This window comes from Pseudideonella sakaiensis (assembly GCF_048320135.1).
Lineage (GTDB): Bacteria > Pseudomonadota > Gammaproteobacteria > Burkholderiales > Burkholderiaceae_C > Ideonella_A > Ideonella_A sakaiensis_A.
In genome coordinates this window covers 2,781,749-2,796,730 of the sequence record NZ_CP182947.1, presented here as the reverse complement: position 1 = coordinate 2,796,730, position 14,982 = coordinate 2,781,749, and the positions used below count along the sequence as shown (strand labels likewise).

Annotated in this window: 18 protein-coding genes and 1 tRNA gene; 7 read left to right on the top strand and 12 right to left on the bottom strand. The window is 65.1% G+C overall.

Annotation, left to right across the window (positions count from 1 at the left end; genetic code table 11):
* Positions 1-5: 5 nt before the first annotated feature.
* Both ACNH6H_RS12670 and ACNH6H_RS12665 read right to left on the bottom strand, forming a co-directional pair.
* Positions 6-440: a YeeE/YedE family protein gene (locus tag ACNH6H_RS12670; protein WP_418318130.1), complete on the bottom strand. Its 435-nt coding sequence runs from the start codon at positions 438-440 to the stop codon at positions 6-8.
* The gene (locus ACNH6H_RS12665; protein ID WP_418318129.1) at positions 437-769 is read right to left on the bottom strand and encodes a metalloregulator ArsR/SmtB family transcription factor; all 333 of its coding nucleotides are present in this window, start codon (positions 767-769) and stop codon (positions 437-439) included. The genes ACNH6H_RS12670 and ACNH6H_RS12665 overlap by 4 nt, the downstream gene beginning before the upstream one ends.
* A gap of 100 nt (positions 770-869) precedes the next feature.
* Between ACNH6H_RS12665 and ACNH6H_RS12660 the strand changes: the two genes are divergently transcribed.
* A complete protein-coding gene (locus tag ACNH6H_RS12660; RefSeq protein ID WP_418318128.1) occupies positions 870-1,754 on the top strand; it encodes an MBL fold metallo-hydrolase in 885 nt (294 codons plus the stop codon).
* Positions 1,755-1,776: 22 nt separating this feature from the next.
* Here the strand turns inward: ACNH6H_RS12660 and ACNH6H_RS12655 are convergent, their stop codons facing one another.
* The 4 genes from ACNH6H_RS12655 to ACNH6H_RS12640 form a co-directional block, all read right to left on the bottom strand.
* The gene (locus tag ACNH6H_RS12655; protein WP_418318126.1) at positions 1,777-2,022 is read right to left on the bottom strand and encodes a hypothetical protein; all 246 of its coding nucleotides are present in this window, start codon (positions 2,020-2,022) and stop codon (positions 1,777-1,779) included.
* A 134-nt stretch (positions 2,023-2,156) separates the two neighbouring features.
* A complete protein-coding gene (locus tag ACNH6H_RS12650) occupies positions 2,157-2,399 on the bottom strand; it encodes a hypothetical protein (RefSeq protein ID WP_418318124.1) in 243 nt (80 codons plus the stop codon).
* Between the two features lie 44 nt (positions 2,400-2,443).
* Positions 2,444-3,145 carry a dienelactone hydrolase family protein gene (locus tag ACNH6H_RS12645; RefSeq protein WP_418318123.1) on the bottom strand — a complete coding sequence of 234 codons (702 nt, stop codon included), beginning with the start codon at positions 3,143-3,145 and terminating at the stop codon, positions 2,444-2,446.
* A 19-nt stretch (positions 3,146-3,164) separates the two neighbouring features.
* The gene (locus tag ACNH6H_RS12640) at positions 3,165-4,142 is read right to left on the bottom strand and encodes an MBL fold metallo-hydrolase (protein WP_418318121.1); all 978 of its coding nucleotides are present in this window, start codon (positions 4,140-4,142) and stop codon (positions 3,165-3,167) included.
* Between the two features lie 207 nt (positions 4,143-4,349).
* Between ACNH6H_RS12640 and ACNH6H_RS12635 the strand changes: the two genes are divergently transcribed.
* The 4 genes from ACNH6H_RS12635 to ACNH6H_RS12620 are packed head-to-tail and all read left to right on the top strand — an operon-like array spanning position 4,350 to position 6,394.
* The gene (locus ACNH6H_RS12635; protein ID WP_418318119.1) at positions 4,350-4,676 is read left to right on the top strand and encodes an ArsR/SmtB family transcription factor; all 327 of its coding nucleotides are present in this window, start codon (positions 4,350-4,352) and stop codon (positions 4,674-4,676) included.
* Positions 4,677-4,701: 25 nt separating this feature from the next.
* Entirely contained in the window at positions 4,702-5,145 is a 444-nt protein-coding gene (locus ACNH6H_RS12630) for an ArsI/CadI family heavy metal resistance metalloenzyme (protein ID WP_418318118.1), read from the top strand.
* Positions 5,142-5,684: an arsenate reductase ArsC gene (locus ACNH6H_RS12625; RefSeq protein WP_418318117.1), complete on the top strand. Its 543-nt coding sequence runs from the start codon at positions 5,142-5,144 to the stop codon at positions 5,682-5,684. The genes ACNH6H_RS12630 and ACNH6H_RS12625 overlap by 4 nt, the downstream gene beginning before the upstream one ends.
* A 2-nt stretch (positions 5,685-5,686) precedes the next feature.
* The gene (locus tag ACNH6H_RS12620) at positions 5,687-6,394 is read left to right on the top strand and encodes an aquaporin (RefSeq protein WP_418318116.1); all 708 of its coding nucleotides are present in this window, start codon (positions 5,687-5,689) and stop codon (positions 6,392-6,394) included.
* A 12-nt stretch (positions 6,395-6,406) separates the two neighbouring features.
* On the opposite strand, the gene ACNH6H_RS12615 is transcribed toward ACNH6H_RS12620, so the two are convergent.
* Entirely contained in the window at positions 6,407-7,642 is a 1,236-nt protein-coding gene (locus ACNH6H_RS12615; RefSeq protein WP_418318115.1) for an NAD(P)/FAD-dependent oxidoreductase, read from the bottom strand.
* 59 nt (positions 7,643-7,701) lie between these two features.
* On the opposite strand from ACNH6H_RS12615, the gene ACNH6H_RS12610 reads away from it, so the two are divergent.
* Positions 7,702-8,829, top strand: a complete 1,128-nt coding sequence (locus ACNH6H_RS12610) for a DUF1206 domain-containing protein (RefSeq protein ID WP_418318114.1) — start codon at positions 7,702-7,704, stop codon at positions 8,827-8,829.
* Between the two features lie 543 nt (positions 8,830-9,372).
* The gene (locus ACNH6H_RS12605; protein ID WP_418318112.1) at positions 9,373-10,566 is read left to right on the top strand and encodes a DUF481 domain-containing protein; all 1,194 of its coding nucleotides are present in this window, start codon (positions 9,373-9,375) and stop codon (positions 10,564-10,566) included.
* A gap of 220 nt (positions 10,567-10,786) precedes the next feature.
* Here ACNH6H_RS12605 and ACNH6H_RS12600 read toward each other — a convergent pair whose 3' ends face one another.
* The 5 genes from ACNH6H_RS12600 to ACNH6H_RS12580 form a co-directional block, all read right to left on the bottom strand.
* Positions 10,787-11,383: a nucleotidyltransferase domain-containing protein gene (locus ACNH6H_RS12600; protein ID WP_418318111.1), complete on the bottom strand. Its 597-nt coding sequence runs from the start codon at positions 11,381-11,383 to the stop codon at positions 10,787-10,789.
* Between the two features lie 320 nt (positions 11,384-11,703).
* Positions 11,704-13,626, bottom strand: a complete 1,923-nt coding sequence (locus tag ACNH6H_RS12595; RefSeq protein ID WP_418318110.1) for an ATP-binding protein — start codon at positions 13,624-13,626, stop codon at positions 11,704-11,706.
* Positions 13,626-13,844 (bottom strand): hypothetical protein, encoded by a 219-nt coding sequence (locus ACNH6H_RS12590; protein ID WP_418318108.1) that lies wholly within the window; start codon positions 13,842-13,844, stop codon positions 13,626-13,628. Before ACNH6H_RS12590 ends, ACNH6H_RS12595 begins: the two co-directional genes overlap by 1 nt.
* Before the next feature lie 375 nt (positions 13,845-14,219).
* Positions 14,220-14,411, bottom strand: a complete 192-nt coding sequence (locus ACNH6H_RS12585) for a transposase (protein WP_418318106.1) — start codon at positions 14,409-14,411, stop codon at positions 14,220-14,222.
* Between the two features lie 413 nt (positions 14,412-14,824).
* Positions 14,825-14,900: transfer RNA gene (locus ACNH6H_RS12580), tRNA-Phe, on the bottom strand.
* Between the last annotated feature and the right edge of the window lie 82 nt (positions 14,901-14,982).

Below are 14,982 nucleotides of genomic sequence, written 5' to 3'. Positions count from 1 at the left end.
GCTCCTCAGATGCCCAGCAGGTGGCGGATGATGAAGACGGCGACAAAACCGGCGGCCATGAAGGTCGCGGTCGCGACCAGCGAACGTGGCGAAAAGCGCGAAATCCCGCAGACCCCATGGCCGCTGGTGCAGCCCGATCCGTAGCGCGTGCCGATACCCACCAGCAAACCGGCCAGCACCAGCGCGCCCCATCCGGCCTCGATCTCGATTGCCGGCAGCGCCGTCGCGAGCAGGTAGACGGCCGGTGCGGCGAGCAGCCCCAGCACGAAGGCAAGCCGCCAGCCGATGTCGCCCGGCTTCGGCTGCAGCAGGCCGCCGAGCACGCCGCTGATGCCGGCGATGCGGCCGTTCAGCAGCACGAACATCGCTGCGGCAAGGCCGATCAGCAGGCCGCCGGCAAGTGCCGACCGGGGGGTGAACACAGTCCAGTCGATCGTCATGCTTGTTCCTTCGGGCAATACTGTTGATAGAGGACGTCGAGCAGTTGCAACACCTTCGAGTCGGCGACGCTGTAGAAGATCCGCTTGCCGTCGCGCCGGGTATCGACGACGCCTTCGGCGCGCAACACCGCGAGCTGCTGCGACAAGGTCGGCTGGCGGATATCGAGTTCCTGCTCGAGGTCGCCGACGCACATCTCGCCCTGCGACAGCTGGCACAGCAGCAGCAAGCGGTCTTCATTGGCCAGCACCTTCAGCGCGGCCACGGCGTCGCCGGCCGCCTGCCGCAGCGCGGCCGGGTCGATCCGGGGGGTGGTGGGGGAATCAGCCATGACGCTCGTCCGTTTTGCCAAAGGGGGTCTGCACTTGCTACAGTTTATTCTTTCATATACTATTTGTCAATAGATTGAATCCGCCCGGAGCAAGCACACCATGAGCAATCGAACCAGCGTGCAGGCCTTCTTCGACGACAAGACCTGGACCGTCTCGTACCTGATCGTCGACAACGCCACCCGATGCGCGGCGATCGTCGATCCGGTGCTCGATTTCGACCTGAAGTCCGGCGGTACGGCGACGGTGCAGGCCGACCGGTTGCTCGCCGCGGTGCGCGAGCAAGGGCTGCAGGTGCAGTGGATCCTCGAGACCCACGCCCATGCCGACCATTTGTCGGGCGCGCGTTATCTGCAGGACAAGGTCGGTGGCCGGATCGCGATCGGCGAGCACATCCGCGAGGTGCAGGCGACGTTCAAGAAGCTGTACAACCTCGAGCGCAATTTCCTGCCCGACGGTGCGCAGTTCGATCACCTGTTCACCGACGGCGAGGTTTTCCGGATCGGCGAGGTGGAGGTGACGGCACTGCTGGTGCCCGGCCACACGCCGGCCGACATGGCCTATGTCGTCGACGACGCGGTGTTTGTCGGCGATACGCTGTTCTTGCCCGATGTCGGCACCGCACGGGCCGATTTTCCTGGCGGCGATGCGCGCACGTTGTACCGCTCGATCCGCCGCATCCTCGAACTGCCGCCGCAGACGGTGATGTATGTCTGCCACGACTATCCGAAAGGTCGGCCCGCCGCGTGGCAGACCACCGTCGCCGAACAGCGTGCAAACAATATCCATGTGCGCGACGGCATCAGCGAAGACGAATTCGTCGCGATGCGCACCGCGCGCGATGCAACGCTCGAGGTGCCGACGCTGATCCTGCCGTCGCTGCAGGTCAATATCCGCGCCGGCCGGCTGCCACCGGCCGAGGAAGACGGCATCAGCTACCTGAAGATCCCGCTGAACGCGCTCGGCAAGCCGCGAGCCGGCAGCTGAGCCGGCCGGGCGGCGCCGTTTGCTACGCGCCGAGCATCTTCATCGCCTTGGCCAGCGTGTCGACGGCTTCCTGGTGCTTGCCGGCCTTGTGCTGCGCCTCGCCTTCGGCACGCAGCTTCTTCACCTCGGCCATCTGTTCGTTGCTCATCTTCGGCGACTTCGCCAGCGCCTCGTCGATCTTCTTCATGTCGGCCGGGCAGTGGAAGGCGAATGCGGCGCCGCCGACCAGCAATGCAGCAATGGCGGTCAGGGTCTTGATCGCAGACATGGGGCTCTCCTCGTGATGATGCGGGCAGCGAGACGATCTGCACCGCCGGCCCGCCCGTCGGCCGGATGCGCGCGTCGGCACCGCAGTGCCTCGGCCGATGCTACGCGCCTCGCCTGCGCCCGGCAATGACGGAATCAGGCTCGGCCGGAGCGGCGGCTGCGCGGCTGCAGCTGATCGAGCTCGGCGATCTGCTGCTTCAGCAGGATCAGCAGCGTGCGCGCATGTTCGACCGGCAACACCAGCGTCGAGCCGGCCGACTGGTCGTCGCGCGCCGAGCGTGGCTGCACCAGCACCTCGACGCCAAGCTCGATCAGCCCCTTGTCGTGGCGCGCCGAGACAAGGCGCTGCAGATGGATTTCGTGGTTTCTGGCGGGCATGGGCGGCCTGGTACGTCAATAAGAGGTGAGGGAGCCGACGCCGCTCAGAACAGCTTGTCGGCCAGAAAAACAAGGCTGCGGCCGTGCGCCAGCGCTGCGCTGGCCGGATCGTAGGTCGAGCGCGCCCAGCAATTGAAACCGTGCTGCGCTTCCGGATAGACGAACACCTCGCCGGCGTTGCCGACCGCGGTGCGCACCTGCTCGATCGCGGCCTGCGGAATGTGGTGGTCGCGCCCGGCATAGTGGAACTGCAGTGGCGCGGAGATCTCCGGCAGCAGGCCGAGCTGGTCCTGGATGCCGCCGCCATAGTAGGCCACCGCGGCATCGACGGTCGCCCACGCCGCGGTCTGATAGGCAAGCCGCCCACCGAGGCAATAACCGATCGTGCCGACGCGCTTGCCTGCGCAGGCCGGATGGGAGCGCAGCGCGTCGACCGACGCGCGGATATCGGCTTGCAACTGCTCGCGCTGCAGCGCCTGCGCGATGGCACGGCCGCGCTCGCGGTCGGCGCCCTCGTATCCGAGATCCAGCCGGCGCTCTTCGCGCCAGAAGATATCCGGCGCCAGCACGACGAAGCCGGCCAGCGCATATTGCTCGGCGACGCGGCGGATGTGCGCATTGACGCCGAAGACTTCCTGCCACAGCAGCAGGCCGGGGCCGCTGCCGGCAGGTGGCAGCGCCAGCCAGCCATCGAAGCCTCCATCCGCGATCGGGGCCCACTCGGCCTTGACGACTTCGTCACTCATTACGCGGCTCCTCTGTGGTTCAGCAACCGTCGGTGCACGCGCCGCCGGCGTCGAACGCCATCGTCCGCCCGCTCAACGGCAACACGACCGGCACCTTCGTCGCCTTCACGAAGGCTTCGGTCTTGCTGCCGGCGCGCAGCTTGCCGCCTTCGGTTGCCGGCTCGTTGGCATGCGAGGCGATCACCGTCTTCGGCTTCACCAGCTCGTTGATCACATGCGCCGCCTCGAGCGGGCCGGTCGTGAAGGTGCCGCCGATGTTCAGCACCGCGAGCCTGGCCTTGTACATCTTGTTGACGACGATCTCCTGCTCGGCGGTGACGCCGGTATCGCCGGACAGATAGACGACCAGGCCATTGCTGAAGGTCAATACGAAGCCGCCCGGCGGGCCCATGTAGGCGGTCAGCCCATTGGCCTCAAGCAGATCGGCGAAGTCCTTGTTCAGGAATGCGGGATCGATGCCGTTCGAATGGACCGCGGGCACGCCGGCGACCGAAACACCGCCGACCTTGGTCGATGCGCCGAAACGCAGCAGCTGGACCGACGACGCATCGCCGCCAGCCTCCTTGACCTTCGTCGAGAAATATTTCGCCATCTCGCCGCCGACGATCAGCTTGGCCTTCTTGCCGACCGTGATGTCGACGGTATTCGAACGCGGCGCGACCTTGACCGAGAAGTCGGGCCGCCCGCAGTTGCCGGCATTTTCCGACGGCTGGATCATGTCGCCGAGGTGGTCGCCATGCGCATGGCTCAGCAGCACCGCATCGATGCGGCCGAGCCGCGGGTCGGCCGCGCCGCGCACGGTGCGGCCGGCGTCGTAGAGGATGCGCGTGCCGTCCGGGTCCTCGAATACCAGCGCCCGGTCGAGCGAGCAGAATTCGCCGGCATGGCTGCCGAGTGGCGTGACCTTCACGGTTGCACTCGACTGCGCCAGGGCGGGCGCTGCGGCAAGGCCGAGACTGGCGGCGAAGACCAGCATCGAAAGCGATGGTGTGCGCATGGATCTTTCCTTGGTGATTGATCGATCGGCAGGCCGGCACGACTGCCGCACCGCTGCGCGTCGATGATAGGACGAGTGTCGCGATGGCGCAGGTGACGACAGGTCGGGAGCGCAAGCGCATTACCCCCCGACCTCGGATGACCGATGTAACGGAACGGACCCTCGAAGGCTCTTGAACTATCACCATAGTTCCAATATCATGGAACCATGGATGAATCAGAAGTCATACGTGCACTTGCCGCACTGGCCCAGCCGGTCCGCCTGCAGGTCTTTCGTGCCCTTGTCGTGACCGGCGAGCGCGGGCTGACCCCGGGCGCAATGGCCGAGGGGCTCGGCATCCCGCAGAACACCTTGTCCTTCCATCTGAAGGAATTGAGCAACGCCGGGCTGGTGACGCAGGAGCGCGCCAGCCGGCACATCATCTACCGCGCGGCCTACCAGCGGATGAATGCGCTGATCGGCTATCTGACCGAAAACTGCTGCCAGGGCGACAGCTGTGTCGTCGGGGCAGACGCCCGCAGCTGCGAAAGCTGATCACTACCCGCCAAAGGAGCACACGATGAAACGTTTCCACGTCCATGCCCACGTCGAAGACCTGGCAAAAAGCATCACCTTCTATTCGCAGCTGTTCGGCGCCGAGCCGAGCCGCGTCGAGGGCGACTATGCCAAGTGGATGCTCGACGACCCGCGCATCAATTTCGCGATCTCTGCACGCGGCGGCGAGCCGGGCGTCGATCACCTCGGCTTCCAGACCGACAGCGATGAAGAACTGCGCGAACTCGAGGCACGCGCCCGAGCCGCCGACATGTCGCTGCTCGACGCCGGCCAGACGACCTGTTGTTATGCGCGCAGCGACAAATACTGGCTGACCGACCCGCAAGGCATCGCCTGGGAGCAGTTCCACACGCTGGCGGACATCCCGGTCTTCCATCAGCCGCAACGCAGCAACAGCGGCACCGACGAACAGCCGGCCTGCTGCGCGGTCGGCGCGCCCGCGCGGTGACTCGCGCATTCCCGGCCGGCGGCCCGGCCGCGCTCAGCCACGTGCTCGTGTTGTGCACCCACAATTCGGCGCGCAGCGTGCTCGGCGAGGCGATGCTGAACCACTGGGCCGGCCGGCTCGGCCGCCCGCTGCGCGGCCACAGCGCCGGCAGCGCGCCGAGCGGACGCATCAACCCGTTTGCGCTGCAGGCGCTGCAATCCGCAGGCATCGCCACCGACGGGCTGCGCAGCAAGAGCTGGGATGAATTCAGCCCTGCCGGTGCGCCGCCGTTGGCGATCGTCATCACCGTTTGCGACAGCGCGGCCGCCGAGCAATGCCCGGTATTTTTCGGCGGCAGCGCTGGTGCCCAGCCGGTCAAGGTGCATTGGGGTTATCCGGACCCGTCGAATGCCGACGGCGGCGAGGAGGGCAAGCGGCGCGCCTTCGAACTGACGCGGCAGGCGATCGGCTACCGGATGCTGCAATTGCTGCAGTTGCCGATCGAGACGATGGACCGGGCGGCGCTGCAGCAGGCACTGGCCGAGATCGCGAGGAGCTGACGATGGATCTTCCGCGCAAGCTCGCCGCCGAGGCGCTCGGCACCGCGCTGCTGCTCGCGGTCGTGATCGGCTCCGGCATCATGGGCGAGCGGCTGGCCGGCGGCAATGTCGCGATCGCGCTGCTCGCCAATGCACTGGCCACCGTCGGCGGGCTGTACATCCTGATCGAGGTTTTCGGGCCGATCAGCGGCGCGCATTTCAATCCGGCGGTCAGCGCGGTGATGGCGTGGCGAGGCGATCTGCCGAAGGCGGCGCTGTTGCCGTATGTCGCGGCGCAGCTGGTCGGTGCGCTGCTCGGCGCCTGGCTGGCGCATGCGATGTTCGATCTGGCGATCCTGCAGGTATCGGCCAAGCTGCGCAGCGGCAGCGGCCAGCTGATCGCAGAGGTGGTCGCCGCAGCCGGTCTGCTGCTGGTGATCCTGCGTGCGCCGGCAGGCCGCGCTGCAGTGATGGTGGCGGCCTACATTGGCGCGGCCTACTGGTTCACCGCATCGACGTCGTTTGCCAATCCGGCGGCGGTCTTCGGGCGCATGTTCAGCGACAGCTTTGCCGGCATCGCGCCGGCCAGCGCAACCGGCTTCGTGCTGGCGCAATTTGCCGGTGCGGCGATCGGGCTGCTGATCCACCGTGCGCTCGAGCCACGGCGGCATCCGGCCGGCCATCCGAACGTGATCGAGGCCTCGGGCAGCGAAGACAGTCCGGTATCTTGAAGGCGCGCCTGCTCAAAAACGCGCCGGCGAAAACGGCGCGGCGTCGACAAAAGGCGTTTCGCCGTCGACCAAATCGGCGAGCAGCCGGCCGCTGGCCGGGCCGAGCGTGAAGCCCTGGTGGCCGTGGCCGAAATCGAACCATAGGCCGGGCTCACGGCTGGCGCCGATCACCGGCTTCATGTCGACGGTGCACGGCCGCCAGCCGTGCCACGGTTCGGCTTCGACCGGCGTCGGCAGTTCGAGCAGCTCGCGAGCAACCGGCTCGGCGCGTTGCAGCTGGCGCGGCGTCGGGCGGGCGCCGACCGCGGCAAATTCGGCGCCGGTCGTCAGCCGCACGCCGTGCACGGTCGGCACCAGCACATAGCCGTTCTGCGTATCGTGGATCGGCACCGTCGGCCGCTCGCCGCCGCTGTAATGGCGGTGGTAGCCGCGCTTGACGAACAGCGGCAGGTGATAACCGAGCGGACGCAGCAGCGCGTCGGACCACGGGCCAAGCGCGACGACGACGTCGCCTGCTTCGACCGTGCCGTGGTTCGCGGTGACGACCCGCCAGCCCGCGCCGGCGCGTTGCAGCGACCGCACCTCGGCCCCGACGATGCGGCCGCCGAGCCGCGTCAGCAGCTCGGCATAGGCGGCAACCAGCCCACCCGGATCGCGCACACACCACGGATCGAGCCAATGGATCGCGCCGGCAAGCCGGCGCCGCAAGGCCGGTTCGGCACGCGCGAGCGCGTCGCCGTCCTGCAGCTGATGGCGCACGCCGTAGGTCGTCTGCATCCGCTCGGCCTGCTTCGCCGCAGTGTCGAGTGGCGCCTGATTGCGAAAGACCTGGCGGAAACCGCGCCGTTCGACCAGCGCGCCGGCGCCAGCCTCGTCGATCAATGCCGCATGTTCGCTGACCGAATGCGCGATCAATGTGCTGTACGCGGCGGCCACCGCCGGATAACGATCGGGCGCGGACCAGCGCCGGTAGGCCCACAGCCGCGGCGCGGCGGCCAACAGGGCTGACAGGTGGTAGTCGACATCGATGCCGCGCTTCAACACGACATCGACGATCGCCCGCCACTGGCGCGGGAACGCATACGGCTCGACCGCCTCGCGCTGGATGATGCCGGCATTGCCGTACGAGGTCTCGCGCCCAGGCGCACGCCGGTCGAAAACGGTGACCGAATGGCCGCGCTTGACGAGGTGCAACGCAGCACTGATGCCGACGATGCCGGCGCCGAGGACGACGATCTCGCGCGGCATCGCTAACGCAAACGCCAGAGGCCCACGGCGCGCTGCGACGCGAGACGGCCCGGCCAGAAATGCATGGGCCGGTCCATGTCCGCGAAATCGCTTGCCACCGTTGCGCTTGCCGTGCCGCTGTGCATCGACCGGATGGTAAGGGCAAGCCTGGCATCGAAGAGCAAGGGAGCGCACGCCGAAATGGCGGCGAGCCGCCTTCGGAAATCATTGTGGAGGATGCAGCAACGCCAGCGACCGGCGGCAAGCGTTTTCAAGCGTCGACGAAGTCATCAGCCCGCTGCGGAAAAGGCATTCGTCCGACAACGCTTGCGGTCACCCCGGCCTATAACAAAACGCATCATCTTTCCGCCCTGATTTCCCGCATGAATCCGCACCACACGCCCAGCTGGGCCGATCCCGTCAGCCGTGCCGGCTATTCCGCCAAGGGCCTCGTCTACGCCGTGATTGGCTACCTCGCCGCGAAGGCGGCCATCGGCCTGGGCGGCGAGACCACAGGCTCCGAGGGCGCGCTGAAGGAGATCGGCCAGCAGCCGTTCGGCCAGATCCTGCTCGCACTGGTCGGCGTCGGGTTGGCCTGTTATGCGGTATGGCGGTTTCTCTCCGCATTCGCCGACGCCGAAGGCAAGGGTTCCGATGCCAAGGGCATGGCGACCCGGATCGGATATCTTTTTGTTGCGCTGCTGCACATCGGCCTGAGCGTCGCGGCTTTTTCGGCACTGGATATCGGCGGCGGGCCGGGAGCAGGTGGCGGGGAGAGCGATGACCAGGCGACGCAAAGCATGACCGCGCGGGTGATGAGCGCGCCGCTCGGCCAATGGCTCGTCATCGGCGCCGGCGTTGCGGTCGCCATCGCAGGGATCGCGCAATGGGCCCAGGCCGTGCGAGGCAGCTACCGGCGGCGCTTTTCGCTCGAGGGCGCTGCGACGACCGCGCGCTCGTGGATCGAGCGCATTGCCAAGCTCGGGCTGGCGGCCCGCGGCGTCGTTTTCCTGCTGGTCGGGTTTTTTCTGGCTCAGGCCGGCTGGCAGGCCGAGTCGAGCGAAGCCAAAGGTCTTGGCGGTGCGCTGGCAACCCTCGCCCAGCAGCCCTACGGCCCGTGGCTGCTCGGTCTCACCGCGCTAGGGCTGGTTTGTTACGGCCTTTACTGCGCGGTGGTTGCGATCTACGGGCGCTTTGCGCGGGCGTGAGCGGCGGGGGCGGCACAGGAGCTGGTGACCGGCGTCTCACACGACGGCACGCGCCGGTCGACGGCGACGATCAATCGGGCCCACAGCCCGCGGGCATCGAATCGCCGCCAGTTGGCGCAGTCTGGAAACGGTCAAGTGGTTCGCCCGATCGGTTTGATCTGGATCAACAAGCCTGCGGAAAGCGCGCACGGCTGGCTGGCGAAAACGGCATCCGTGTTAAGTTTGAACAAATGTACTTTTGATTTCGGCGCATCGCGCCCGAAGTGACCCAGCAGTAGCTTGCGAGCCGGCTCAGCGCTCGCATCCCGTTCGGGCAGCCGCGATCAGTCGCGGCCTCGGCCCTCCTCCAGTCCAGTTCCGAATCACGCCGCCCGCCATTCGACGCGGGCATCTGCGTGATTTCCGCGATACGCCTCGACCCGCGGCGTAACCCATCCCTTTGCCATTGGTCGGCCGATTCGACGCCGGCCTCGCGCCATCCGCTTCACGTTCCCCGCTGCCGGAACTGCCGGCTTTTTTCCAACCCACCTGGAAGACCACACCATGAAACTCAATCGCTTCGTCGCCTGCACCGTTTTTCCGCTCGGCCTCGCCTCACCGGGCCTGGCCGGCGCGCAGGGCGTGTCCGTGACCGACTACAAGAATGCCACCAGCGCCTATGAGGAGGCCTATGTGAACGGTCAGCTGAACATGTCGAAGAACCGTGGCGATGCGCAAAGCGCCTACGACCTGAATCTCGGCCTGCAGTACGACCGCGTCTTCAGCTCGCCGGACCGCGACCTGCGCATCCAGGCCCTGGCCGATGGCACCGTCAGCCGGGCGTCGACCGCCGGTGCCCGCAGCAACGACAGCTACACCTATGGCGCAGGTGTGACCTCGGACACCTATTTCACGCCGGGCAGTGCCGGCGCATTCTGGTACGGCGGGTTGAACGTGCAGGGCAGCAGTGCGTTCGACAGCCATCAGATCGCCGGCACCGTCGGCGTGGGTTATGGCCGCGTCACCAACGTCACGCCGATGGCCAGGGCGATCCGCATCATCGAGGAGCTGACGATGCGCGGCCGGATGACCGGCTCACCGGCGCTCGGCGTCTACCAGCGGGTCGCCGAAGTGGTCGACCGCGAATCGGAATTCCGCAGCCGCTACGGCGCGCGGGACTACGAGCAGTACTGGGTGCAGGCGATTGCCGATGCGCTGAAGGCCGGCGGCACGATGGCGCCGAATTTTGACGCGGCCGACGTGCTGAAGATCTACCAGATCGTCACCCGCGAGCGCATCTCGACCCGCAAGGTGGGCTGGAAGGTTCGTGCCGGCGTCGGTTATGTCTTCCGCACTTTCGACGGCAGAAGCGACTCCGACCCGGCGCTCGAGGTGGTCGGCGAGTACTACTACCCGCTGTCGAACCGGACCCAGTTCAACGAGATCGCGACCTTCAACACGATCCTGAACAACAACGACAACTCGTACACGCTGCGCAACGTGATGTCGCTGACGCACGAGGTCTCCGACCGCATCGACTGGGAAAACGCCTGGACCTACAACTACGAACGCAACGGGCCGACGAAGACCAACTCGACCGTCAACGCGCTGTCGACGGCGTTCATCTACAGCCTGACCAACAGCCTCGATGCCACCGCGACCTACACCGTCGCCAAATACGGCGGCGACCAGACGCTCGCCAACCCGAATGGCAGCGACCAGTCGTTGTTCCTCGGCATCCGCTATCGCCTGAGGTAAGTGACAGGGCTGCGCCGGCGGGAGCCGGCGCCGCTGGCTGTGCCATCGGGGCACGGGGAGCGCAGCTTTCGAGCGAAAGCGCCGGGTTGCTCGCGTCTTTCAGTCGCGCTCGGCCCGAACGGAGCAGGCCGGCAAACTCGGAGCTGTCGGGCGGTTCTGCACGAAGCGATTGGCCCGGCCCCGCCAGATTCTCAAGTGGCGAGGGCATGTTCGTCACCGATCACCCAGATCTTCGGCTGCGAAAGCACCCGAGTGACGAATGACTCATTCGACTTCGAGCGTTTCGCCAACTCCTTGCGCGCGAGGATCGCCGGGTTGACGCTGCGCCCAAGTGCGGCACCGACGGATTCCAGTGCGACAAACAGGTCCGGGTAGTGCAGATCGTCGCTGCGACCAGCAGATCGATGTCACTCGACGCGGTATCGGATTCCTTCGCCACCGAACCAAAAACGAATGCCGCGGCAATCTTTTTCGACAGTGGCTGCAAGGCCTGCCGCAGCGGCTCGGCAAGACCGAAGGTCTTGTCGACGATGCCTTTCAGTTCATCGAAGATGGGGGCGTCCCGGTTGGCCTGGAAGTGCTTCTGATTGCCGACAGTGCGCACTGTGACAAGCCCGCTGCCCGCCAGCTTGGCAAGTTCTCGCTGCACCGCACCCGAGCCCATGCCCGCCAGACTGATCAGTTCGCTTGCATAGAAGCTGCGCGTCGGCTGGCCGAACAGCGGCGCCAGCACACGGTGCTGCGTGCCGGTGAAAAGCACGTCGGCCATGCCGCAGACCGGTGCCGAGAAGTTCACTGTCATACCCATTTTGGGCATGACCGTACCCTCATTGGGTATGTTTGCGTAACCTCGACGTCTCTCCGTGCGACAGGACCTACCCCATTGCGATGCTCGGACCGGAAAGAAAAAAGGACCTGACGCACAAGCGCCAAGTCCTTGATTCATCTGGTGGCTGGGGGCGGAATCGAACCACCGACACGCGGATTTTCAAGACAATCACGCTCGTGGTCGGGGTGCCACCAAGTTGAAGAAGCGCAAGCGCAGCCTCAATCGTCAGCGGCTGCTCAGGAGCCGGCAGTTTTTAATGATGCCGAACTCGCAACTTCCCTCATCTGCCAACAGGCAATGACCGCGCGTCAGCCACCCACATCCGGCGTCGCCACGCGCAGTTCCTCGGTCTCTCGCGAGCAGCGAATGTGCGCATCAACCCGCGCCGCCTCAGGGAGATGCTGCGTAATGATCCAGATCTGGGCGAGCTCATCGCTCAGTTGTGGCAGAGCGTGGAGAGTATTCAGCATGCGTTGCTCATCGAAGAATGCGAACGGCTCGTCCAGGAAGATGAATTGTGCGCCACCGACGGTGGAGCGGATCAGTTCCTGGGACAGGGCAAGCCGCACCGCGAGCATGATCTGGCGCTGGGTACCGCTCGATATCTCGTCGAAATCCATGAAATCGTGCTTTTCATTGGAGAAGACGCGGACGCTGAGGGACTCATCGATCTGCAGGTGCTGGTAGCGGTCATCGGTGAAACGCGGGAGCGCCCCGCCGGCAAGACTGCGAACCTCCTTGTTGAACAGGTGTGATCGCTCACGTGAAGCACTCTCCAGCAGGCTGATTCCCATCTCCCGGACACGGACATGGTGCTCTCTCGCACGGTGTGTTTCCCGATGTTGATCCCGCATCGCCTCGAGCTTTTCCGCTTCGCGCAGACGCCGTTGCTCTTCCCCGATGGCACGGTCCACCAACGACACCTGGTCCTGCAAGGTCTTGGACTGGTTCAGCAACGCGGGCTCAATGGCATCGACAGTCTGTTGAATCTCATCAGTGTCCACATCAAACCGTGATGTGCGATCGCCCAGGGCCGCCACACTGGCGGGGAGGGATGAACGCTTGGATTCGCTGTGCGCAGCCTTGGCCGATTCCGGGCTCGCGGCGTTCGTCGGATTCGGCTGCGCAGCCGGGACGAGCCGAGCTACGTTCTCGAGCGGGCCACGGATGTCGGCGCCAGCACTCTCGCGCGCGACACCGATCTGCCGTGCCGCCTCATGAGCATGGTCGGCCAGTTTGCCGAACCGACCACCCTGGCGGGCGCTTATTGCCAGCGAGACAACGAACAGGATTGTTGCCACGACTGCTGCCCACAGGATCGCTACCCGCTCAATCTGCCAGCCCGGGATACTGTTCGCAAGCCAGGCAGACAGCTGTTGGGAGACGTCCAAATCGGGACGCTGGGTTAGAGCCACCCAGCCGCCCCACAGGACGGCGGCAATCGCAAAGAACAGGAAGGCGAACAGGCGCGCCTTGCGTTGGGCACTGCGCGCCTTGTACGCGGCGGGATACTTTTCCTTGTAGTCGGCCACGGACTGTTGCAGCCGCGCGAGGCGCTCGGATTTTTCTTTCTGCACCGATGACACCGTTGCCCGTGTCGTTTCGAGGTCCGGTAGGCGTCGTTTATCGATGTCGAGTTCCGCAAGCTGGGTTTCCAGTTCGGCTATCTGCCTCGCGGTGTCGACATTGGCTGCCGCGTCTTGGGCGTTCGCCTCTTGCAGTTCCTTGCGGATCCTTGCAAGTGGGGCGATGCCAGCCATGGCCATCAATGCATGACTGTCCGGGTGAGGAGTCGTCAACTCGCGCTGCGGCAGGTAGAAGGACTCCACGAACTCCTCATAGTCGAAACCGGTCAATCCGGGGAGCGCCACGGCTACGTGTTCGGCACCTTTGGCGAGCGTTGTCTCGCCGTCATCGAGCGACTCCAGGCGTGCTCCCTGCGTGCCTTCGGCATCCAGGTAGCGCGAGATTCTGTAGCTGCGGCCGTTCTTCCCCCTGAAATCGACGCTGACGTTGCAGCGTGGCGCCCCCCAGCGGATCAGCTTTTCCGGTGCATCCGCGGCCACGGAATAGGTTCGCCCGAACAGGGCAAAGCAGATGGTTTCACCGATTGCGCTCTTGCCTGATTCGTTCGGACCACTGACCGCTATCAGACCGGAGGCCGGGAGATTGCTCAATTCGAGTTCAGCATATTTGAGGAAATTTTCTGCGCGAAGGTGGGTGATGATCATCAGAAACCCTCCGCCTTCAACGCTTGCAACTTGTGCACGATCAGTTGTACTGCTTCGTCGAACACCTCGGCGTCGAAATCCTGATCAGAATTGCTGCGGCGTTCCCGCTCGGCTACGCAGAATGCGGCGAACTCAGTGGCAGTGTCCAGATTCCTGGACACCTTTCCGGGAACGACTTTCTGTTGCTCTATCTGCTCGTGTTGCGCTTCTGAGGACATATCACCTCCCCCCCTTTTATCCAGGCTTGTAATGCAGCGGTCTGTCAGCAAGCGAGGGCAAGTTCCGGTGACGCGCAGATGGCGCACACCGAAACCCCCGCGCGGGTTGCAAGTCATCTTTCAGGGTGCGTCCCGATGTTCCTTCGCTGTGCCCCGCAAGTGTTCATCGACGCCAACGAGTCCGAGCCCCAACAGTGCGAGTGCGCTGGTTTCGGGAACGGGTGTCGAGCCAGATCCAGCGTCAGACGTTCGAACATACACGAGATCACGGTTCAGTCTACTTTCCGGAAACTGCCTCATCAAGCAAAGAGGCGGCGCTCAACAATGGGCCATGCGCACAAAGGCCTGCCACTCGTGCCCTGCGAACTCGCGTCACTACGCTGACCCATGGACCAGCCCACGACCATGCGTGACCACTGATCGATGACACCCGCCAGGCACAGCCACCCACAGGCTGTGCTGGCCGACACCCAGCCGCTGCGCTACGTCGGCCACTCGATCACCAATGTCCAGCACCTGGCCTGCCGCCTCCGCCTTGACCTCGTCCGCATACCTCTTCGTGCTCATCGCACGCACCTCCTGCATGACCTCAAGTTTGAGGCCTGCAGGTGTCTACGATTTGCGGGCGATTCAGACGAAGGGTTGCGGACCGGATGGAAGGGGAGCTGGAACGGGTCATCGCGGAAGCCAAGCGGATTCCTGCCCACGTAACGATCCCGGAGGCGAGGTTGCCGACCGCAGCCAAGGCCAGACCGTTGATCTGCCCGCTCGTCGGTGGTCTTCCCCGGTTGAGGTGCCGAAGCCGACACCCGCTGCTATCGAGGTTTCGGAACATGCCCTCGACCTTCGAGGACAACATTCCAACCTTCACTGAACCAACAAGTTCGGTCCCGCAAACCGGCGCATCAATCAGCCAATCGCAACCACCAACCCCAGAAAGACCGAAGCCCATCACGATGGACGGGCTTCAGGAGGATGTCTGGTGGCCTGGGGCGGAATCGAACCACCGACACGCGGATTTTCAATCCGCTGCTCTACCAACTGAGCTACCAGGCCTTGATCTGTTGCTGCCGATCGTCGCGGCGCGCAAGGCTTGCCGTCCGATCGAGCCCGCAAGTATATAGCAGCCGACGCGGCC